Annotated in this window: 21 protein-coding genes; 7 read left to right on the top strand and 14 right to left on the bottom strand. The window is 65.0% G+C overall.

All coding sequences use genetic code 11. From position 1 onward, the window contains the following. Nucleotides 1-2: 2 nt before the first annotated feature. Nucleotides 3-944 carry an ABC transporter permease gene (locus QQK63_RS09055; protein ID WP_277824452.1) on the bottom strand — a complete coding sequence of 314 codons (942 nt, stop codon included), beginning with the start codon at nt 942-944 and terminating at the stop codon, nt 3-5. Between the two features lie 150 nt (nt 945-1,094). Between QQK63_RS09055 and QQK63_RS09050 the strand changes: the two genes are divergently transcribed. The 3 genes from QQK63_RS09050 (at nt 1,095) to deoD (ending at nt 4,206) form a co-directional block, all read left to right on the top strand. Further along, entirely contained in the window at nt 1,095-3,062 is a 1,968-nt protein-coding gene (locus tag QQK63_RS09050) for a protein meaA (RefSeq protein WP_277824450.1), read from the top strand. A 138-nt stretch (nt 3,063-3,200) separates the two neighbouring features. Continuing rightward, nucleotides 3,201-3,497, top strand: coding sequence for an H-NS histone family protein (locus tag QQK63_RS09045; protein WP_277824448.1), 297 nt, complete (start codon nt 3,201-3,203; stop codon nt 3,495-3,497). Between the two features lie 4 nt (nt 3,498-3,501). Continuing rightward, nucleotides 3,502-4,206, top strand: coding sequence for a purine-nucleoside phosphorylase (deoD, locus tag QQK63_RS09040; RefSeq protein ID WP_277824446.1), 705 nt, complete (start codon nt 3,502-3,504; stop codon nt 4,204-4,206). A gap of 77 nt (nt 4,207-4,283) precedes the next feature. Here the strand turns inward: deoD and QQK63_RS09035 are convergent, their stop codons facing one another. The 11 genes from QQK63_RS09035 to QQK63_RS08985 form a co-directional block, all read right to left on the bottom strand. Beyond that, a complete protein-coding gene (locus tag QQK63_RS09035; RefSeq protein WP_277824444.1) occupies nt 4,284-5,084 on the bottom strand; it encodes a purine-nucleoside phosphorylase in 801 nt (266 codons plus the stop codon). Beyond that, nucleotides 5,068-6,045, bottom strand: coding sequence for an ABC transporter permease (locus QQK63_RS09030; protein WP_277824442.1), 978 nt, complete (start codon nt 6,043-6,045; stop codon nt 5,068-5,070). Before QQK63_RS09030 ends, QQK63_RS09035 begins: the two co-directional genes overlap by 17 nt. Nucleotides 6,046-6,050: 5 nt before the next feature. Continuing rightward, nucleotides 6,051-7,169 carry an ABC transporter permease gene (locus tag QQK63_RS09025; RefSeq protein ID WP_277824440.1) on the bottom strand — a complete coding sequence of 373 codons (1,119 nt, stop codon included), beginning with the start codon at nt 7,167-7,169 and terminating at the stop codon, nt 6,051-6,053. A 1-nt stretch (nt 7,170) separates the two neighbouring features. Then, nucleotides 7,171-8,712 (bottom strand): ABC transporter ATP-binding protein, encoded by a 1,542-nt coding sequence (locus tag QQK63_RS09020; protein WP_277824438.1) that lies wholly within the window; start codon nt 8,710-8,712, stop codon nt 7,171-7,173. An 86-nt stretch (nt 8,713-8,798) separates the two neighbouring features. Then, nucleotides 8,799-9,794: a BMP family lipoprotein gene (locus QQK63_RS09015; RefSeq protein ID WP_277824436.1), complete on the bottom strand. Its 996-nt coding sequence runs from the start codon at nt 9,792-9,794 to the stop codon at nt 8,799-8,801. Between the two features lie 163 nt (nt 9,795-9,957). Beyond that, nucleotides 9,958-10,392 carry a ribosomal protein S18-alanine N-acetyltransferase gene (gene rimI / locus QQK63_RS09010; protein WP_284283198.1) on the bottom strand — a complete coding sequence of 145 codons (435 nt, stop codon included), beginning with the start codon at nt 10,390-10,392 and terminating at the stop codon, nt 9,958-9,960. A gap of 11 nt (nt 10,393-10,403) precedes the next feature. Further along, a complete protein-coding gene (gene tsaB / locus QQK63_RS09005) occupies nt 10,404-11,066 on the bottom strand; it encodes a tRNA (adenosine(37)-N6)-threonylcarbamoyltransferase complex dimerization subunit type 1 TsaB (protein ID WP_277825904.1) in 663 nt (220 codons plus the stop codon). Next, a complete protein-coding gene (locus QQK63_RS09000) occupies nt 11,053-11,616 on the bottom strand; it encodes a NifU family protein (RefSeq protein ID WP_277824432.1) in 564 nt (187 codons plus the stop codon). The genes tsaB and QQK63_RS09000 overlap by 14 nt, the downstream gene beginning before the upstream one ends. Nucleotides 11,617-11,735: 119 nt before the next feature. Continuing rightward, entirely contained in the window at nt 11,736-12,191 is a 456-nt protein-coding gene (locus QQK63_RS08995; RefSeq protein WP_277824430.1) for a universal stress protein, read from the bottom strand. Nucleotides 12,192-12,305: 114 nt separating this feature from the next. Beyond that, nucleotides 12,306-12,533, bottom strand: a complete 228-nt coding sequence (locus QQK63_RS08990; RefSeq protein WP_277824428.1) for a hypothetical protein — start codon at nt 12,531-12,533, stop codon at nt 12,306-12,308. A gap of 103 nt (nt 12,534-12,636) precedes the next feature. Next, nucleotides 12,637-13,134: a VOC family protein gene (locus QQK63_RS08985; protein WP_277824426.1), complete on the bottom strand. Its 498-nt coding sequence runs from the start codon at nt 13,132-13,134 to the stop codon at nt 12,637-12,639. A 162-nt stretch (nt 13,135-13,296) separates the two neighbouring features. On the opposite strand from QQK63_RS08985, the gene QQK63_RS08980 reads away from it, so the two are divergent. The 4 genes from QQK63_RS08980 to QQK63_RS08965 all read left to right on the top strand — a co-directional run bounded on the left by QQK63_RS08980 (nt 13,297) and on the right by QQK63_RS08965 (nt 18,191). Then, nucleotides 13,297-14,928, top strand: coding sequence for an FAD-binding dehydrogenase (locus tag QQK63_RS08980; protein WP_277824423.1), 1,632 nt, complete (start codon nt 13,297-13,299; stop codon nt 14,926-14,928). A 290-nt stretch (nt 14,929-15,218) separates the two neighbouring features. Further along, nucleotides 15,219-16,388 carry a type III PLP-dependent enzyme gene (locus QQK63_RS08975; RefSeq protein ID WP_277824421.1) on the top strand — a complete coding sequence of 390 codons (1,170 nt, stop codon included), beginning with the start codon at nt 15,219-15,221 and terminating at the stop codon, nt 16,386-16,388. Between the two features lie 118 nt (nt 16,389-16,506). Next, a complete protein-coding gene (locus QQK63_RS08970; RefSeq protein WP_277824419.1) occupies nt 16,507-17,427 on the top strand; it encodes a sulfite exporter TauE/SafE family protein in 921 nt (306 codons plus the stop codon). Beyond that, nucleotides 17,427-18,191: a TIGR02186 family protein gene (locus tag QQK63_RS08965; protein WP_277824417.1), complete on the top strand. Its 765-nt coding sequence runs from the start codon at nt 17,427-17,429 to the stop codon at nt 18,189-18,191. Before QQK63_RS08970 ends, QQK63_RS08965 begins: the two co-directional genes overlap by 1 nt. Nucleotides 18,192-18,278: 87 nt before the next feature. Here the strand turns inward: QQK63_RS08965 and QQK63_RS08960 are convergent, their stop codons facing one another. Both QQK63_RS08960 and QQK63_RS08955 read right to left on the bottom strand, forming a co-directional pair. After that, complete coding sequence (locus QQK63_RS08960; protein WP_277824415.1) at nt 18,279-19,025, bottom strand: SDR family oxidoreductase; 747 nt, start codon at nt 19,023-19,025, stop codon at nt 18,279-18,281. Continuing rightward, the gene (locus QQK63_RS08955; protein ID WP_277824413.1) at nt 19,022-20,551 is read right to left on the bottom strand and encodes an ATP-dependent DNA helicase; all 1,530 of its coding nucleotides are present in this window, start codon (nt 20,549-20,551) and stop codon (nt 19,022-19,024) included. The genes QQK63_RS08960 and QQK63_RS08955 overlap by 4 nt, the downstream gene beginning before the upstream one ends. Nucleotides 20,552-20,623 lie beyond the last annotated feature (72 nt).

Raw genomic sequence — 20,623 nt, 5'->3', positions numbered from 1 at the left:
GATCACCCCCGGCGCAGGCGCGGATCGACCAGCGCATAGGCCAGATCGACAAGGAAGGTCACGAGGATCACGGCGAAGACCAGAAGCATCGTGACCGATTCCACCACGATCAGGTCGCGCTGGGTGATGCCCTGAAAGATCAGCCGCCCGAGGCCGGGCAGGAAGAACACGTTCTCGATGATGATGGCGCCGGCGATGAGGAAGGAGAATTGCAGCCCGATGATGGTCAGGACCGGGATCAGCGCGTTGCGCAGAGCATGGCGGCGGATGGCCTGGCCGCGCGTCAGCCCCTTGGCGCGGGCGGTGCGGATGTAATCGTGATCCAGCGTATCGAGGAGCGCGGAGCGCATCACCCGCGCAAGGATCGAAGCCTGCGGCAGCGCGAGCGCGATGGCGGGCAGGGTCAGCGCCTTGATCGCGGCGGTGGGGTCGGACCAGCCGGGAAAGCCACCCGCCGAGAACCAACGCAGCGTGACCGCGAAAAGAAGGACAAGCAGCATGGCGAACCAGAAATTCGGGATGGCTATGCCCAGTTGCGTGGCCCCCATGATCCCGTGATCGGCCCATGTTCCGCGCCGGGAGGCGGCGATGATGCCGACCGGAAAGGCGATAAGCGTGGAGAGCGTCAGCGCGTAGATGGCCAGCGGCAGGGAGACCCCGATCCGGTCCGCCACCAGATCGGCCACCGGCACGCGATAGGTGTAGGAGGTGCCGAAATCCCCCGTCAGCATCCCGCCCACCCAGTCGATGTAGCGGGTGACGGGTGACCCCGTAAGGCCAAGTTCGGCGCGCAGCGCGGCGAGGTTTTCGGGCGTCGCGTTCAGGCCCATCATGTAGGAGGCGGGGTCGCCGGGAATCACCTCGATCAGGGCAAAGATCACCACGCTCGCCACGATCAGGCTGAGCCCGAGGGACAGGGCGCGGGTGAGGAGGTATCGAGCCATGGCGGCACGCTACTGTGCGGCGCGGTCTTGGGCCAGAGGGCAGTTGCGGACTGGTTCTGCCGCAACGCAGCGAATTGACAGGGTCACAATATTCTCAATATACAGCCTGTGACGAAATGTTATTGCCGCATTCTCGATAGGAGCCTGCCCATGACCGCCGCGACGCGCGACAATCCTTGGCTCATCCGTACCTATGCCGGTCATTCGACGGCCAAGGCGTCGAACGCGCTCTATCGGGGGAATCTGGCCAAGGGGCAGACGGGGCTTTCGGTGGCTTTCGATCTGCCGACGCAGACGGGCTATGACAGCGATCATGTTCTGGCGCGGGGCGAGGTCGGCAAGGTGGGCGTGCCGGTTTGCCATCTGGGCGACATGCGGACGCTGTTCGACCAGATCCCGCTGGAGCAGATGAACACGTCGATGACGATCAACGCGACGGCGCCGTGGCTTTTGGCGCTTTATATCGCGGTCGCCGAAGAACAGGGTGCCGATGCACGGCAATTGCAGGGCACGGTCCAAAACGACCTGATCAAGGAATACCTGAGCCGGGGTACCTATATCAGCCCGCCCAAGCCGAGCCTGCGGATGATCGCGGATGTGGCGGAATACTGCTATACCAATGTGCCGAAATGGAACCCGATGAACGTGTGTTCCTATCACCTGCAAGAGGCAGGCGCGACGCCGGAACAGGAACTTGCTTTTGCCTTGGCGACCGCGATCGCGGTTCTGGACGAATTGCGCCCGCGCGTTCCGGCCGAGGATTTCCCGGTTCTGGTCGGGCGCATTTCCTTTTTCGTGAATGCGGGCATCCGTTTCGTTACGGAAATGTGCAAGATGCGCGCGTTCGTCGATCTTTGGGACGAGATCTGCGAGGAACGCTATGGCGTGACCGATGCGAAGTATCGGCGGTTCCGGTATGGCGTGCAGGTCAATTCGCTGGGCCTGACGGAACAGCAGCCGGAAAACAACGTCTACCGCATCCTGATCGAGATGCTGGCCGTGACCCTGTCGAAAAAGGCCCGGGCACGGGCGGTGCAATTGCCCGCGTGGAACGAGGCTTTGGGCCTGCCGCGCCCTTGGGACCAGCAATGGTCGATGCGGATGCAGCAGATCATGGCCTTTGAAACCGATCTGCTGGAATACGACGATCTCTTTGACGGAAACCCGGCGGTGGATGCCAAAGTCGCGGAATTGAAGGCGGGCGCGCGCGCGGAATTGGCCAATCTCGACTCGATGGGCGGGGCGATTGCCGCCATCGATTACATGAAGGCGCGATTGGTCGAGAGCAATGCCGACAGGGTCAACCGGATCGAGCGGGGCGAAACCGTTGTGGTCGGCGTGAACAAGTATACGGCCAGCGAACCTTCGCCCCTGATGGGCCAGGATGGCGGGATCATGGTTGTCGATCCGGCGGTCGAACAGGACCAGATCGCGCGCCTGCAAGCGTGGCGCGAGGAACGGGACGCCGGCGCGGTGCGCGCGGCCTTGGCTGATTTGCGCGCGGCGGCGGAGGCGGGGAAAAACATCATGCCCGCCTCGATCGCAGCGGCAAAGGCGGGCATCACGACCGGTGAATGGGCGGGCGTGATGCGGGCCGTGCACGGCGAATACCGGGGGCCGACGGGCGTGTCGAAATCGGTGTCGAACAAGACCGAGGGACTGGACGATATCCGCGCTGCCGTCGATGCCGTGAGCGACAACCTTGGGCGGCGGCTGAAATTTCTGGTCGGAAAGCCGGGGCTTGATGGCCATTCCAATGGGGCCGAACAGATCGCATTTCGCGCACGCGATTGCGGGATGGACATTTCCTACGAGGGCATTCGCCTGACGCCCGAGGAAATCGTCGCTGCCGCCAAGGCCGAAGAGGCCCATGTCATTGGCCTGTCGATCCTGTCGGGAAGCCATGTGCCCCTGATCGAGGATGTGATGCGCCGCCTGCGCGAGGCGGGAATGGACCACGTCCCGGTGATGGTCGGTGGGATCATTCCCGACGAGGATGCTGTCAAATTGAAATCCTTTGGCGTCGCGCGTGTCTATACGCCCAAGGATTTCGAATTGAACCGGATCATGATGGATATCGTCGCGCTTGCCGATCCCGATGCGATCGCCGCTGAATAGGCCGTGATCGTAATCGCTTTTTGGCGTGTTTGTCGGTCAAGATATAATCTCTTGCCTTTGAAATGGACCTCGTGCATTTCTAGGTGGCATTTTTTGCATTAAAAAGGGACTTGTGTAATGGCTAAAGCCATCGAAAACATGACGCTTGACGAGTTGCAGGTTTATCAAAAAGAAGTGGAAGCCGCGATCAAGGGCTATGAAAAGAAGCGCAAGGCTGATGCTTTGGCGGCTGTCCGTGAAACCGCCCGTGCGCATGGTTTCACGCTCGAAGAGTTGATCGGCGGCAAGGCGACCGGGAAAACCACCGCGAAAGGCGTTGCGAAATATGCCAATCCCGCGGATCCCTCGCAGACATGGACCGGCCGTGGCCGCCAACCTGCATGGGTGAAAGAGGCGCTGGCCGCGGGCAAATCGCTCGATACGATGGCCATCTGACTAAATGACGGTTCACATCGGGGCCGCGCCGGGGGAAATCGCCGAAACGGTCCTGATGCCGGGCGATCCGCTCCGCGCGAAATGGGCGGCCGAGACATTCCTTGAAAACCCCGTTTGCGTGAACGAGGTGCGGGGGATGTTCGGCTTTACCGGGACATGGCGTGGGCATCGTGTGACGATCCACGGCTCGGGCATGGGAATGCCCAGCCTGTCGATCTACGCCAATGAATTGATCCGCGATTATGGGGCCAAGACGTTGATCCGGATCGGATCGGCGGGGGCGATGCAGGCCTCGGTTGCTTTGCGCGACATCGTTCTGGCGATGACGGCCTCGACATTGTCGACCCCGTCGCGGGGAGTATTTCGGGATTTGAATTTTGCGCCTTGCGCCGATTACGGGCTGTTGACGGCGGCCCATGCGGCGGCACAGACCAAGGGTATTCCGACCCATGTGGGCGGCATCTATTCGTCGGACGTGTTTTACGACGAACGCCCTGACCTGAACGAACAGATGACCCGGCACGGGGTTCTGGCGGTCGAGATGGAGGCCGCGGAACTCTATATCCTTGCGGCCCGTTACGGGGTGCGGGCGTTGGCGGTGCTCACGATTTCCGATCACCTGCTGACGCATGAGGCGCTGCCCGCCTCGGACCGGCAATCGAGCTTCCGCGACATGGTCGAGATCGCGCTGGAAGCCGCCTTCGCCTGAAGGCACCGAAAAACTCGAGTTTTTCGGCAGGGAAATCTCGAGATTTCCCATGCGGAAAACTGCAGTTTTCCGCCCTCTCAGCCCCGTAGCATCCGGCGCAGGATGCGTTCGAGCTTGGCCGCGCCCAAGGGTGCCATGGCCTTGGTATGTTCGTGGCTGATCTGCTCGTCCGACAGGCCCGCCGCCTTGTTCGTGATGGTCGAGATCGCGGCCACCCTGAGGCCAAGGAACCGCGCAAGGATCACCTCGGGCACGGTCGACATGCCCACCGCATCCGCGCCCAGCGTGCGGATCGCGCGGATCTCGGCCGGCGTTTCGAAGGACGGCCCGGAATACCACGCGTAGACCCCTTCGATGAGGGGGATGCCCTCGGCCTCTGCCGCGGCCTTGATCGCGGCGCGCAGGGCGGGGTCATGCGCTTCGGTCATGGGAACGAAGCGGGCATCGGTGGCTTCCCCGATCAGCGGGTTCAGCCCGGAGAAATTGATGTGGTCGGACAGAAGCATCAGGTCGCCGGGGTTCAGGTCCGGGTGCATCGATCCGGCGGCATTGGTCAGGATCAGCTGCTCGCCTCCCAGCGCCTTCAGCACCTCGAGCGGCAGGCGCATCGCATCGCCCCGCCCGCTTTCGTAGTAATGCGCGCGGCCCCCGAAGATCGCGACGCGGGTCCCTTCCAGATCGCCGATCACGAGCTTCGGGTTGTGGCCGGACACGCCCGCATGGGGAAATCCCGGCAGGTCGGCATAGTCGATGGCCACGCCATCGACCGTCTCGGCGATATGGCCGAGGCCCGAGCCCAGCACCATGCCATATGCGGGCGGTTCCGCGCCCGCACGCGCGCGGATGAAGGTGGCGAGATCTTCAGCGTTCCTTGACATAGGGCTCCCCCCCCGCGCGCGGCGGGATGGCCTTGCCCACAAGACCCGCCAGTACGATGACGACGAGGATGTAGGGCAGGGCCTGCATGAATTGGACGGGTACGACGAAATCGCCCAGCTGGATGTTTTGATAACGGTTGCCTACCGCATCGAAGAAGCCGAACAGAAGGCAGGCCGACAGCGCGTACCATGGCCGCCACTTGGCAAAGATGAGGGCGGCCAGCGCGATGAACCCGCGGCCGGCGCTCATGTCCTTGACGAAGCCCGCGTTGAGCGCGGTGGCAAGATAGGCCCCCGCCAGACCACACAGGACGCCCGCGATCAGCACGGCGGCAAAGCGCAGCCCGACGACCGACACGCCGGCCGTATCGACGGCGGCGGGGTTCTCGCCCACGGCCCTGAGCCGCAGGCCGAAGCGTGTGCGGTAGAGCACCCACCATGTCAGCGGCACGATCAAAAGCGCCAGATAGACGATGATCGAATGGCCCGAGATCAGCTCGGAATAGATCTGCCCAAGCGGCCCCTGCTGCGCGATGTCGCGGATGCGGCTTTCGGCGCCGGGCAGGACGATGTTGTCGAACCGGGCCGCGCCCGCCAGTTGCGGGGTACGTCCGCCCTGCTGGAACCATGTCTGGGCGATGACCACGGTCAGCCCCGCGGCAAGGAAATTGATCGCCACGCCCGAAATGAGCTGGTTGCCCCGGAAGGTGATCGAGGCCAGCCCATGCAGCCCCGACAGCGCCATCGAGGCGACGATGCCCGCCAGAAGGCCGATCCAGACCGACCCCGAGGTGAAGGCGACGGCGGCCGAGAAGAAGGCAGCGGCGAGGATCTTGCCTTCGAGCCCGATGTCGAAGACGCCCGCGCGCTCGGAATAGAGCCCGGCAAGGCAGGCCAGAAGCAGCGGGGTGGCCAGCCGGAGGCTCGAGTCGAGGATCTGGAGGATGGTCAGGAAATCCATGTCGCTCACTCCGCCGGGCTGTTCTGGGCCTGCGCCTCGCGGCGGCGACGCAGCGACAGGAAAAAGGCCTGCATCGGCATCCGCACCATGTTGTCGAGCGCGCCTGTGAACAGGATCACGAGGGCCTGGATCACCACGACCATCTCGCGGCTGATGGCGGGCATTTCGAACTGCAATTCGGCCCCGCCCTGATAGAGCGCCCCGAAGAGGAGCGCGGCCAGCACGACCCCCACCGGGTGCGACCGGCCCATGAGCGCGACAGCGATGCCGACGAAACCCGCGCCTTCGACGAAATCGAGGACCAGTCGCTCGGCCTCGCCCATCACGACGTTGATGGCCATCATCCCGGCAAGCCCGCCCGAGATGAGCATGGTGATCATGGTGATCTTGACCGGGTTGATCCCGGCATAGACGGCCGCCGTTTCGGAATGGCCGAAGGACCGGATTTCATAGCCCAGCCGCGTGCGCCAGATCAGGAGCCAGACACCCACGCAGGCGAGGAGCGCGATGAAGAAGGTGAAGTTCAGGGGCGCGGAGCCGCCAAAGCCCAGAAAGCCTGCGAAATCGGCAGCGGCGGGCAGATGCACCGCCTCGCTGAACCGGGCGCTTTCAGGGGCCATCGACCCTTCGACGCGCAAGACATTGACCAGCAGGTACACCAGCAGCGCAGAGGCGATGTAATTGAACATGATCGTGGTGATCACGATGTGGCTGCCGCGTTTGGCTTGAAGATAGGCGGGCACCGCCGCCCATGCCGCGCCGAAGGCCGCCGAAAAGACGATTGCCGCCACAAGCGCGACGGTCCAATGCGGCCAAGCCACGTTCAAGAGGATGATGGCGACGCCAAGGCCCCCGATGGCGGCCTGCCCTTCGCCCCCGATGTTGAAAAGGCGCGCGTGAAAGGCCACGGCGACGGCCAGCCCGGTGAAGATGAAATTGGTGGCGTAATAAAGCGTGTAGCCCCAGCCATAGGCGGAGCCGAAGGCGCCGCGCACCATGACCTGCATCGCCTGCCACGGGCTTTCGCCGATGATGGCCACCACAAGCCCCGACACGACCAGCGCCAGAAGAACGCTGATGAGCGGGATCAGGATGACATCGGCCCATTTCGGCATCTTGTCCATCTCAGGCGGCCCCCTCGGTTTCGGTGACGCCGGCCATCATGAGGCCCAGTTCGTTCTGGTCGGTTTGATCGGGCAGGCGTTCGCCCATGATGTGCCCGTCGAACATCACGGCGATCCGGTCCGACAGGCCCATGATCTCGTCCAGTTCCACGGACACGAGCAAGATCGCCTTGCCCTGATCGCGGAGCGCGATGATCTGCTTGTGGATGAATTCTATGGCCCCGATGTCCACGCCCCGCGTGGGCTGGCCGATCAAGAGCAGCTCGGGCGCGCGATCCATCTCGCGCGCGACCACGATCTTTTGCTGGTTGCCGCCCGAGAAATTGCGCGCGGGCAGGCGCGGGTTGGGCGGGCGCACGTCGTAGCGGGCCATCTTGTCCACGCAATCAGCCTTCATCGCGGCATGGTCCATGAGGGGGCCCGAATTGAACCGTGCGTCCTTGTGATAGCCGAAGGCGACGTTTTCCCAAGCCTCGAAGGGCATGATCAGACCTTCGGTCTGCCGATCCTCGGGGACATGGCCGATGCCGCGCGCGCGCCGGGTCTGGCCGTTCGCGTGCTTGCCGGTGATGTCGATGGGATCCCCGAATAGTGTCACCCGCCCGCCGGAGGCTGCGATCATGCCGCCCAGAACCTCCAGCAGCTCGGTCTGCCCGTTGCCCGCAACGCCCGCGATGCCCAGAATCTCGCCCCGCCGGATCTGGAAGGAAATGCCCTTCACCCGTTCCACCCCGCCACGCGAGACGCGCAAATCTTCGACGGACAGGACCACGTCACTCGGCGTCGCGGGCGTTTTGTCGACCTGTAGCAGGACCTTGCGGCCCACCATCATCTCGGCCAGTTCAGGCGGCGAAGTCTCGGCAGTCTTGACCGTATTCGTCATCTCGCCCCGGCGCATCACGCTGACGGTATCGGTGATCTCCATGATCTCGCGCAGCTTGTGGGTGATCAGGATGATCGTCTTCCCCTCGGCCTTGAGCCGTTCGAGGATGCGGAACAATTGATCGGCCTCGGCGGGCGTCAGAACACCGGTCGGTTCGTCGAGGATCAGGATATCGGCGTGGCGGTAAAGCTGCTTGAGGATCTCGACGCGCTGCTGATGGCCGACGGACAGATCCTCGATCACCGCGTCGGGATCGACCTTGAGGCCGTATTCCTCGGATAATTCGGTCAGAAGCTTGCGCGCCTTGGCGATGGAGGGCCGCAGCATCGCCCCGTCCTCGGCCCCGAGGATCACGTTTTCCACCACGGTGAAATTCTCGACCAGCTTGAAATGCTGGTGAACCATCCCGATGCCCGCGCGGATCGCGGACTGGCTGTCGGGGATGGGGGTGAGCTTGCCGTTGATCCAGATCTCGCCCCTGTCGGCTTTGTAGAAGCCGTAAAGGATGGACATCAGCGTGGATTTCCCCGCGCCGTTTTCGCCCACGATGCCGTGGATCGTGCCACGGGCGACGGACATGGAAATGTCCTTGTTGGCCTGAACGGGGCCAAAGGACTTGGAAATGCCTTTGAGCTCGATGGCGGGCGCGGATGTGGTCATGGCAACCTCGGGTCGTCTGGCCGATGCGGAACGGGCCGCGGCGTCTTGCGCACCGCGGCCCGCGCCGGTGTCACGATCTCAAAGGGTCACTGCATCTGCACGGGGCAGCTGCCGTCCTCGGTGAAATTGTGGACCATGATCTCGCCTGCGATAATCTGCGCGCGGGCGGAATCGACGGCGGCCTGCATGTCGGCGCTGATCAGCTCGGCGTTGAATTCGTCGAGCGCGTAGCCCACGCCTTCCTCGGCAAGGCCGAAGACATGGATGCCGGTCTCGACCTCGGGGCCGGTGGTGAAAGCGTCATGCACGGCGACATCGACGCGCTTGAGCATCGAGGTCAGGACCGAGCCGGGGTGCAGGTAGTTCTGGTTGCTGTCCACGCCGATCGAGAAGATGCCCTCGTCCGCCGCGACCTGCAGAACGCCAAGGCCGGTGCCGCCCGCCGCGGCATAGACCACATCGGCACCCTGCGCGATCTGGCCGCGCGTCAGTTCCCCGCCGCGCACCGGGTCGTTCCAGGCCGCAGGCGTGGTGCCCGTCATGTTCGCGATCACGGTCGCATCGGGGTTCACCGCGACGACGCCTTGCGCGTAGCCGCAGGCAAAGCGCGAGATCAGCGGAATGTCCATGCCGCCGACGAAACCGACCGTTCCGGTTTCCGAGGCCATCGCCGCCATCATCCCCACGAGGTAGGACCCCTCATGCTCGGAGAAAATGACCGAGCGGACGTTGGGCGCATCGACCACGCCGTCGATGATCACGAAGGTCGTGTCGGGGTAATCGGGCGCCACGACCGACAGGGCGGTCGCCTGGCTGAAGCCCGCCATGACGATCGGGTTCGCACCCGATTCCGCCAGACGACGCATCGCCTGTTCACGCTGGGCATCGGACTGCAGTTCGATCTCGCGGTAGGTGCCGCCGGTTTCCGACGCCCAAAGCTCCGCCCCGTTGAACGCCGCCTCGTTGAACGAGCGGTCGAACTTGCCGCCGAGGTCGAAAATGATCGCCGGTTCGGCCAGCGCGCCCGTGGCCGTCAAGGCCAGCGTGGCTGCGGCGCCCATCAGCGTCTTCATCATGGTCATGTGCAATTCTCCCGGTTGGATCGGGCCGCGGCGCATTGGGTTGGCTGCGGTCCCGTCTTGGACAAAGATCGGTCAAGATCCTCCGCCCCGATTAAGGGCGAAGCGGGCGGGCAGGGTCAACCGGATTCTGCCGGGTGCGATGGGTGCGACGGGTGCCGCGACGTCAATTTTTGCAGGGTTTGCCGGATTTTTCGGCGCTGAGGGAACAGGTCATCACGATGGCGTCCACGGCTGGTGCGCCGGGGCGGCTGTAATATCCGCGACGCCGCGCGGTTTGCGTGAAACCCGCCCCCGCATAAAGCGCGCGGGCCGCGACATTGTCCTCGGCGACCTCCAGAAACAGGGTCTCGGCCCCGTGCTGTTCGGCCAGCGCCATGGCGGCGCGGAGCAGGCCCTTTCCAAGACCTTTGCCCTGTGCCGTCGGATCCACGGCAATCGTCAGAACTTCGGCCTCGGGTGCAATGACCCGGATCAGGGCAAAGCCCATGTCATCCATCGCCACGGAATGGGTGGTGGGTGCGGCGCAGAGCGCGGCGAGATCGGTCTCGGACCAGATTTGCCCATGGTCGGCAAAGGCCGCAGCATGGACCCTAGCCATCCGCGCGGGTGTCATCGGGGGAGAATCATCGGCCCGCCATCGCGCGCAGGCGCGGCGTCGGCCGCCCGCAGGTAGAGCGGCGCGGGGCGCGGCAGGGCAGGGTCGCGAAAGCGCGCAGCGGCAAGGCGCGCGATGGCGGGGGTGGGGTTGTCAGGGCAGGGCATGGGGGTTGCGCCGAGGACGGCGGCAATCTCTTCGGCCCGGTCGCCGGTCACGCTCAGTCCGGGGCAGGCCCAAGCCGCGACCGCGTTCATAGCGACCAGATCGGGGCCAAGATCCGCGCCCGGTCCGAACCGCTGCAGGTAGAGATGGTCGCGTCGTGCATCCACGGAGACAAGGCTGGGATGGGGTGTATCGAGGGCCCGCGCCTCCAGCATCGAGACACCGACCGCGGGAATGCCCAAGGCGAGGGCCAGACCGCGCGCGGCGGATACGGAAATCCGGATGCCGGTAAAATTGCCAGGCCCGATGCCCACCCCGATGGCATCCAGATCTTCGAGCGTCCTGCCCCCATCGGCGATGACCTCCGCGATGAGCGGCATCAGGCGTTCGGCCTGTCCCTTGCCCATCGGTTCCAGCGCCTCGGCCAGAACCCGGTCACCCGACAGCAAAGCGGCCGCGCAATGCGCGGCCGATGTGTCGAAGGCCAGGATCAGCGGCTCAGACGTTGACAGGACGCACCTCGACCACTTCGGGGATGTAATGGCGCAGCAGGTTCTCGATCCCCATCTTCAGCGTCAGGGTGGAGGAGGGGCAACCCGCGCAGGCACCTTGCATGTGCAGGTAGACCACGCCCCGGTCGAAACCGTGGAAGGTGATGTCGCCGCCGTCCTGCGCCACCGCAGGCCGCACGCGGGTGTCGAGCAGCGTCTTGATCTGGCCCACGATTTCCGCGTCTTCGCCCGAATGCTCGGCATGGCCGCCTGTGCCGCCGCCTTCACCCTCCATCACCGGGGCGCCCGACTGGAAATGCTCCATGATCGCGCCGAGAATGGCGGGCTTCACGTGTTCCCACGCCATCGCCTCCGCCTTGGTGACGGTGACGAAATCGCTGCCGAAGAAAACGCCCGTGACGCCATCGACCGCAAAGATGCGGGCGGCAAGCGGCGATTTCTGCGCTGCCTCCGCGCTGGGGAAATCGGCCGTCCCCATGTCCAGCACGGTCTGGCCGGGCAGGAATTTCAGCGTGGCCGGGTTCGGAGTGGATTCGGTCTGGATGAACATGGGGCGTATTCCTTATCGCTCCGCTCAGATATGCGCATGAGGAGCGGTGGTGTCAAGTTTTGGAATGGTTCTAAACTTGCGCTGTGCCAACAGCGGCATTCAAATCGGCGTGTTCCGCCTCAGGTGATCTGTTCGAGCTGTTCCTTGCTCAGTTCCACCGGCACGATGGTGATGGGGACAGGCAGGCTGCCCGCCTGTTTCACCATTGCCGTCACGAGCGGCCCCGGACCGGATTTGCCCGATCCGGCCCCCAGCACCAGCACCCCGATTTCGGGCGCGTCCCGGATATGGGCGAGGATCTCGGTCACCGGTTCCCCCTCGCGGATCACGAGGGTCGGGTCCACGCCCTGCCGGTCCCGCATCCATTTGGCGAAGACGTTGAAATGCGCTTCGATGCGCTCGCGGGCCTCCGCGCGCATCACCTCGGACACGCCGATCCAGTGGTTGAACTCATCGGGCGGGATGACGGACAGGATCTCGACCCCGCCTTCCGTATGGGCGGCACGCATTGCGGCAAAGCGCATCGCGTTTAGGCATTCGCGGGTGTCGTCAAGCACGACAAGGAATTTGCGCATCTGGTCACCTTCTCCAGATCCGCATCCTGCCCCGCGCGCCCGCGCGTGTCCATGCCTGTCCAAGTTCGGAGGGGGAGGGTCCGGGGCGACACGACGGGGTGCCGCCGCCGGCGGTCAGCTGGACGAGCTTGAGAAAAAGCCCTGTTGGTAGTCCATGGAGATACCGCCCGAAGTCTGGCCCGCTGTCTGGCCTGCACCGCGCCGTGTCGCCGCGTCGCGCGGCGTGCTCCGCCCGTGCTGGGCGGCATGGTCGGGACGGATGCGGCCTTCGGGCCGGGGGGCTTTCGCCGCTGTGGCGCGGTCGTTCGGGCCGATGGCCCGTTCGGTGTGTTTGGTCTTCATGGGACGCTCCTTTGATCCGCGATCTCGGGTCGCGAACCGGACCATAGCCCTATGCGCCATTGCAAGTCAAACGCGATGTTGGCGCTAACTCTGTGCAATTTTGCTAAATGCTATCGGCGAGAGCAAGAAGCGCCCGCAGATCAAGCCTTTCGTTGACCATGCGCAGCGTGCCCTCGGCATCGCGCGGCCATTCGGCCTCGGGTCGATCGACGTAAAGTTCGATTCCGTTTCCGTCCGGATCGCTGAAGTAGACCGCCTCGGACACGCCGTGATCGGCGGCCCCATCCAGTTCCACGCCTGCGTCGAGCACGCGCTTGAGCGCGCGGGCCAAAGCCGGACGGTCGGGATACAGAAAGGCCGTGTGATACAGCCCCACGGCGTGACGCGGCGGGCGCGGGCCGCCAAGGCTTTCCCATGTGTTGAGGCCCAAGTGATGGTGGTAGCCACCCGCCGACAGAAAGGCCGCCTGAGGCCCGTACCGCTGCATCACCTCCAGCCCGATGACATCGCGGTAAAAGGCGATGGATCGTTCCAGGTCGGATACTTTCAGGTGGACATGTCCGATGCGGGTGCCCGCGGGGGCGGTGTAGGTCTGGGTCATCGTAGGTCTCCGTCGTTCCTGCGGGTATCGCAGATCGGGCGGCTTTTGTCCTCTCGCGCCGCCGCACCAAATCTGTGCGCGCATGGCGTGACGCGAGGTCTGCCGCGACAGGCGCGCGGCGGCGCTGCTAGGCTGCAAGCCGAGGCAGAGGGGAGGTCGCGGATGGACCCTGCGGATGTCATCGTCATCGGAAGCGGCCTGTCGGGGCTGGTGGCGGCTTGGCATGCCGCGCAACGCGGGCGGAACGTTGTGTTGATCGACCAAGAGGGGCCGCAATCCATTGGCGGTCAGGCCTGGTGGAGCCTTGGTGGTCTGTTCATGATCGACACGCCCGAACAACGCCGCCTGCGGATCCGTGACAGCCGCGATCTGGCCGGGGCGGATTGGGCGATGTCAGCCGCGTTCGACCGACCCGAGGATGCCAACCCCAAAGCTTGGGCCGAGGCGTATCTCGATTTCGCATCCGGGCCGATGCGCGCCTATCTGCACGGCCTCGGGATGCGTTGGTTCCCGGTCGTCGGCTGGGCCGAACGGCGCTACCGGGCGGGGCAGGGACATGGCAACAGCGTGCCGCGCTTTCACATCACTTGGGGGACCGGCACGGGGGTGGTGAAGCCCTATGCCGCCCGCGTCATCGCGCATCCACGCATCAGGCTGGCCTTCCGCCATCGCGTGACCGACCTGATCGTCGCGGCGGGGCGGGTCACAGGGGTGGCGGGCGATATTCTGGCCGATGATTCCGCCCCGATCGGTGTTCCGACGACCCGCACGATCACCGGCCGGTTCGAGATGCGGGCCGAGGCCGTCATTCTTGCCACCGGCGGGATCGGGGCGAACCATGACCTTGTCCGCGCCGTCTGGCCGGTGGACAGGTTGGGGCCCGCGCCCGCGCGGATGGTGGCGGGCGTACCCGATTACGTCGAAGGCGCGATGCTGGGCGCGGCCGAAGACGCCGGGGCCGCGATCATCAACCGCGACCGCATGTGGCATTATTGCGAAGGGTTGCGGAACTGGGATCCGATCTGGACCAATCACGGCATCCGCATCCTGCCCGGACCATCGTCGATCTGGCTCGACGCGCTGGGCCAGCGAATGGAAGCCCCGTTCTTTCCGGGTTTCGACACGTTGGGCACGCTGAGGCGGATCTTGTCGACCGGGCACAGCCACAGCTGGTTCATCCTGACGCAATCCGTGATCGAAAAGGAATTCGCGCTTTCGGGCAGTGAACAGAACCCCGATCTGACGAACGGTGGCTGGCTTGCCGTTCTGCGTGAGCGGCTGGGCAAGGGGGCGACGCGGGCCGTCGAGGCCTTCAAGGAAAAGGGCGAGGATTTCGTCGTGGCCCCCGATCTCGACATGCTGGTCGCGGGCATGAACCGGATCACGCCGGACGCGCCGCTGGAGGCGACCCGGATCCGCGACCAGATCGCGGCGCGCGATGCAGCGATCGACGGGGGAAGGCCGGATGCGCAGGTCGACGCCATTCTGGCCGCGCGGCACTACCTTGGCGACAGGCTGATCCGCACGGCCAAACCGCACCGGACCCTCGACCCCGCCCACGGGCCGCTGATCGCGGTGCGCCTCAACATCGTGACGCGCAAATCACTGGGCGGGCTGCACACCGACCTTCGCGCGCGGGTGCTCCGGCCCGACGGCTCCACCTTCGACGGGCTGTTTGCCGTGGGCGAGGCGGCAGGTTTCGGCGGCGGTGGCTATCACGGGTACAACGCGCTCGAAGGCACGTTTCTGGGCGGCTGCATCTTCTCCGGAAAGGTGGCGGGCGAGGCTGTTTGATCCCACCCGAACTGCATGGTCCACGGGTGGCAAACTCGTCGTCCCGCCCATGATCGCGATCCTTTGGAGACAGCTTGAGGCCCCAAGGAAAAAATAATCGGTCCGTGCAAAATAATGTCTTGCGCGAATAGGCGAACGGCCTCATATGCCCCCCGCAAGACGCCAACGCACGCGCCTCTGTCACGGGTGGTAATCCGGGTCACCGGCCTAACCATCGCAGTTACGTAGCGACGGTAACGTCTCCCTTGGAATTTCGCGGGGCATTTGCCCCCGGTCTGTCGGAGATGACCATGAACGCTACGATTGCCGATTTCTCGGCCTCCTTTCCCGTTGCCTCGTCCCGCATCGAAGATTTCATCGCGGCGCACACGTTCGATCGTCCGACGCTCGTGCTCGATATCGAGCGCGTCGAGGCGCAGTATCACGCGCTGAACGCGGGCCTTGGCGGCGCGTCGATCCATTACGCCGTCAAGGCGAACCCGGCCGATGCCATCATCGACCGTCTCGTCGATCTGGGCAGCCATTTCGATGCCGCGTCCCGCGGTGAGATCGAGCTGTGCCTGTCGCATGGCGCGCATCCCGAGGCGATTTCCTTCGGCAACACGGTCAAGCGCGCCTCCGACATCGCCTTTGCGCATCGTGCGGGTATCACGCTGTTCGCGGCTGACGCGGCAGAGGAGATCGCCAAGATCGCGGAGCATGCGCCGGGCGCCGAAGTCTACATCCGCCTGCTGGTCGAAGCCTCGGGCGCCGATTGGCCGCTGACCCGCAAGTTCGGGACCACCCGCGACACCGCGCTGACGCTGATGGCGCAGGCGCGTGAGCTTGGTCTGCGTCCTGCCGGCCTCAGCTTCCATGTCGGCAGCCAGACGCGTGATCCGGCGATGTGGGCCGACACGCTCGATCAGGTCGCCGCAGTCTGGAAGGCCGCCACGGATGCGGGCTTTGCCCTCGACCTGCTGAACATCGGTGGCGGCTTCCCGGCCTTCTACGGCGATGCGATCCCGCATCCGACCGTCTATGCCGCCCGCGTGATGGAGCAGGTGACCGCCCGCTTCCCCGCCGGCATCCGCATCATGGCGGAGCCGGGCCGTGGCCTGGTGGCCGAGGCCGGCATGATCGCCGCCGAAGTGCTCTTGGTCGCCAAGAAGTCCGAGGATGACCTGCACCGCTGGGTGTATCTCGACATCGGCAAGTTCTCGGGCTTGGCCGAAACCATCGACGAGGCGATACGCTACCAGTTCGTCACGCCCCATGACGGCGAGGCCACCGCGCCCTGCATCCTGGCAGGCCCGTCTTGCGACAGCGCAGATGTGCTCTACGAAAAGCGCCCGGTGGCGCTGCCCGTGTCGCTGAAATCGGGCGATCGCGTGATGATCCGCAATTGCGGTGCCTATACCTCGTCCTATTCCTCGGTGGGTTTCAACGGCTTCCCCCCGCTGGACGTGGTCGTCATCTGACAGGCCGACAGTCTGACAGCAGCAGGGGCCGGCATCGCCGGCCCCTGTCGCATCTGGCCATGCGGTCTGACGCGCGCTAAGGGTGGGGTGAACCCCTAGGAAGTGGCGCGCAAAAGCCATGCAAATCTACCTGCCCATTGCCGAGGTCAGCGTGAATGCCTTCATGCTGCTCGGGCTTGGCGGGTTGGTGGGTGTGCTGTCGGGCATGTTCGGCGTCGGTGGCGGGTTCCTGATCACGCCGCTCCTGTTCTTCGTCGGCATCCCGCCCGCGGTGGCGGTCGCGACCTCCACGAACCAGATCGTCGCCGCCTCCTTTTCCGCGCTGCTTGCCCATCTCAAGCGCAAGACCGTCGACATCAAGATGGGCGTCGTCTTGCTGGTGGGTGGCCTTATCGGGGCGGCCATCGGCGTGCAGGTCTTTGCCTGGTTGACCCGGATGGGTCAGGTCGATCTGCTGGTTCAGCTGTGCTACGTCGTCTTCCTCGGGACGATCGGCGCGATGATGCTGATCGAAAGCCTGCGCGCGCTCGGTCGGGCGCGCAGGGCCGGGGGCGCGCTGCCGGTCCGCAAGCAACGGACATGGATCCATGCCCTGCCGTTCAAGATGCGGTTCCGGACCTCGGGGCTTTACATCTCGGTCATTCCGCCGGTCTTGGTCGGGCTTTTCGTGGGCCTTTTGGCTGCGATCATGGGGGTTGGCGGCGGGTTTTTCATGGTGCCCGCGATGATCTACCTGCTGGGGATGCCGACCAAGGTGGTGGTGGGGACATCGCTGTTCCAGATCATCTTCGTCACCGGTTTCGCCACACTGCTGCACGCCACGACCAATTACACCGTGGACATGATCCTTGCCGTTCTCCTGATCCTTGGCGGGGTGGTGGGGGCGCAGGTCGGCACCGTGATCGGTGTCCGGATGAAGGCCGAGCAATTGCGTATCCTGTTGGCGCTTCTGGTGCTCTCGGTCTGCGGCAAGCTGGCGCTCGACCTCCTGTTGATGCCGGGGGAGCTGTATTCGCTCGCCGATCGGAGGGGGGGCTGATGGCCATGCGTTTCCTGACGCTTCTGGCTTTGGCGCTGGCCCTGATCGCCGGGCCGCTGCGCGCCGAAACCGTCGTGGCGGGCCTGAGCCAAGAGGCGATTTCCATCACCACGGATTTCGACGGGTCCGAGATTCTGGTCTATGGCGCGGTGCGGCGTGACGCGCCCCCGCCCGGCACGGAACCGATGCAGGTGATCATCACCGTGGAGGGGCCCGACCGATCTGTCACCGTCCGGCGAAAGGATCGCCGCTTCGGGATCTGGATCAATACCGATGCCTCCGAGATCGATGCCGCGCCCACCTTTTACGCCGTCCAAAGTTCGGCTCCGCTGGCCGAAGCGCTCAGCCATACCGAGGATCTGCGCCACAGCATCACGATCCCGATGGCCATCCGGGCGGTCGGCACCGGACGGATTGATCAGGGTCAATTCACAGAGGCCCTGATCCGGTTGAATCTTGAGGATGACGCCTACCAGCTCAACGAGGGTGCGGTGCGGTTCCGGGAAGAGGTGCTGTTCGACACCTCCGTGCGGCTGCCCGCCAACCTGACCGAAGGGGATTACCGGGCGCGTATCTTTCTGACGCGGGCGGGCGAGGTGGTGGATGTCTATGAGCAGATGATTCCCGTGCGCAAAGTCGGACTCGAGCGGCTGATCTACGGGCTCGCCCATGACAGGCCGCTGGTTTACGGGATCCTGTCGCTTCTGATCGCGGTGGGTGCGGGCTGGATGGCCTCTGCAGTCTTCCGCTACATCCGGGGCTGAGAGCAGGCCGGGGGCGGCAGGGGGCTCTGCCCCCCGCGCGCGCTGCGCGCCTCCCCCGGAGTTTTCGGGCCAAGATGAAGGGGGTGATCAGCCGCGCCCGACATAGGGCATCTTGGTCGCCATGATGGTCTGGAACAAGATGTTGGACGTCAGCGGCAGGTCGGCCATGAGGTGAACGGCGCGCGCGACATCGCCAACATCCATCACATGGGGGGGCGGGTCGCCCCGGTCCATCGCTTGCTTCGCCGCATCGCGCAAAAGCTCCGTGTCGGCATTGCCGATGTCGATCTGACTGCCCGCGATATCATAGGGGCGGCCATCCAGCGCGATCTGCTTGGTCAGCCCGGTGATCGCGTGTTTCGTCGCCGTATAAGGTGCGGCGCCCGCGCGGGGCGCATGGGCCGAAACCGAGCCGTTGTTGATGATCCGCCCGCCCTGTGGCGACTGGTGGCGCATCAGGCCGAAGGCTGCGCGCGCGCACAGGAACATGCCCGTCAGGTTCACGTCGACCGCGCGGCGCCAATCCTCCACCGCGATCTCGTCAAGTGGCGCGATGGAGGTGAAAACGCCGGCATTGTTGAACAGAACATCCAGCCTGTCCGTCTGGTCCACGAAGTGCCGGAACCCGGCCTCGACCGCCGCCGCATCGCGCACGTCCAAGGGCAGGGGGACGGCACGCGCACCATGCGCGCGGGCGAGCGCCTCCAGCCTGTCGGCGCGGCGTGCGACAAGGCCGATCGTCCATCCCGCCGCGAGCATGTGTTCGGCCACGGCCAAACCGATGCCGGAACTGGCGCCGGTCACGATCATGGTTTTCGGGGGCATGGTCGTCATGCGCTCTCCTCCGCTTCGAGGGACAGGGGGCTGGCGGGATCGGGCAGGTCGGCGATGCCAAGCGGGCGGCTGGGGCGCGACAGCGCGTAGCGCGTCACCCAGATCAGTTTCTCTTCGGCCCGGGTGATGGCGACATAGGCAAGGCGCTTCCACAGGGCTTGTCCCGCCTCGATACGGCCAGCGCGGGCGGCGGCGTAAAGGTCGGGGGCAAAGACCTGTACGGCGGGCCATTGCGAGCCCTGCGCCTTGTGGATCGTCACCGCCGCGCCATGGAGAAACGCCGCACCCATCCTTGCGGCATAGGGGATGAAGGGTTCTTCCTCGTCCGGTTTCTCGATCTTGACGATGGAAGCGGCGGAGAACCGCGGCGCTTCCGCCCCGATCACATGCAGTCGGGAAAAGCCGGGCTTCGACCCGGAGCCTAGGTAGATGACGGGCGCCCCCTTGATCAGCCCGCGCGCCTCCAGATCGATGCGGCGCTTGCGGTGCTTGAGGGGCAATTCGATGCCGTCGCAGATCAGCGGCTCACCGGGGATCAGTTGATCTTCGGGCGCGCCATGCGCCCCGCGAAAGGCGGTGATCAGCCGGATGCGCGTTGCATTGCGCCAGACCAGCACGGGGGACCGCGCCATCAGGTCGCTGTCGGCGCGAGGCGCGATTTCCACGCGCGGGTCGCGGCGCGCGGCCTCCTCGACCATGCGTTCGAACCGCTCGAAGCTCAGGTCGGGATCGGCCAGCGCATGGGCCAGATCGAGGATCGGGTTGTCGGCATCCTGCCGGTGGATGCGCGCCAGATCGAGCCGGTTTGCGCCCTTGATCTTTTCAAAGACCATTTGGCCCGATTGGTTCACCGGCGCGAGCTGCGCCGGGTCGCCAAAAAGGATCAGGGTGGGAAAGATCTCGGTCAGATCGTCGAATTGGCGGTCGTCGAGCATCGAGCTTTCGTCGATCAGCCCGATGTCGAGCGGATCTTCGCGCCGTTTCCAGCCGGTGATGAAATCCGACCCCCTGAGGCCTGCCGAGGCGAGGGCTGCGGGCACCGATTTCGTCGCCTCGTAGACCTCTCGCGCGCGATCGAGGGCGGCATCGGTCAGCGCCTCGATCACCGGGCGTTCACCCTGCCCGGCGAGCCATTCCGCGACCTTCTCGAATTGCGGGTCGTAGACCGGCGTATAGAGGATGCGGTGGATCGTCGTGGCGGGCACGCCGCGCCCGCGCAAAACGCTTGCGGCCTTGTTCGTCGGGGCCAGAACGGCAGCGGTGCGCCGATCCTTGCGCCGCCGTCCTTCCCAATCGCCCGAGATGATGTCGACGCCCGCCGCCTGCAGCGCGCGCACGATCTGCGCCAGCAGCAGCGTTTTGCCCGATCCGGCCTTGCCCACCACGGCCATCACGCGGCCGCGCCCCTCGGCCATGGGGGTCAGGGTCTCGTTCTCGAGATCCACGCCCATCTCGCGCAGCGCTTCGGCGATGCGGTCATGGGCCTGAGCCTGATCGTCGGAATAGGCGATTACGGGGGTCGTCATGGCGCGGACCCTAGCCCGCGTATGGGAGGAGGGCGAGAGGCAAACCGCGCCGTGCGCCGATGCCTGTGCGCG

The organism is Roseicyclus marinus, from assembly GCF_030163795.1.
Taxonomy (GTDB): domain Bacteria; phylum Pseudomonadota; class Alphaproteobacteria; order Rhodobacterales; family Rhodobacteraceae; genus Roseicyclus; species Roseicyclus marinus.
This window is presented reverse-complemented; position numbering and strand designations above follow the sequence as displayed.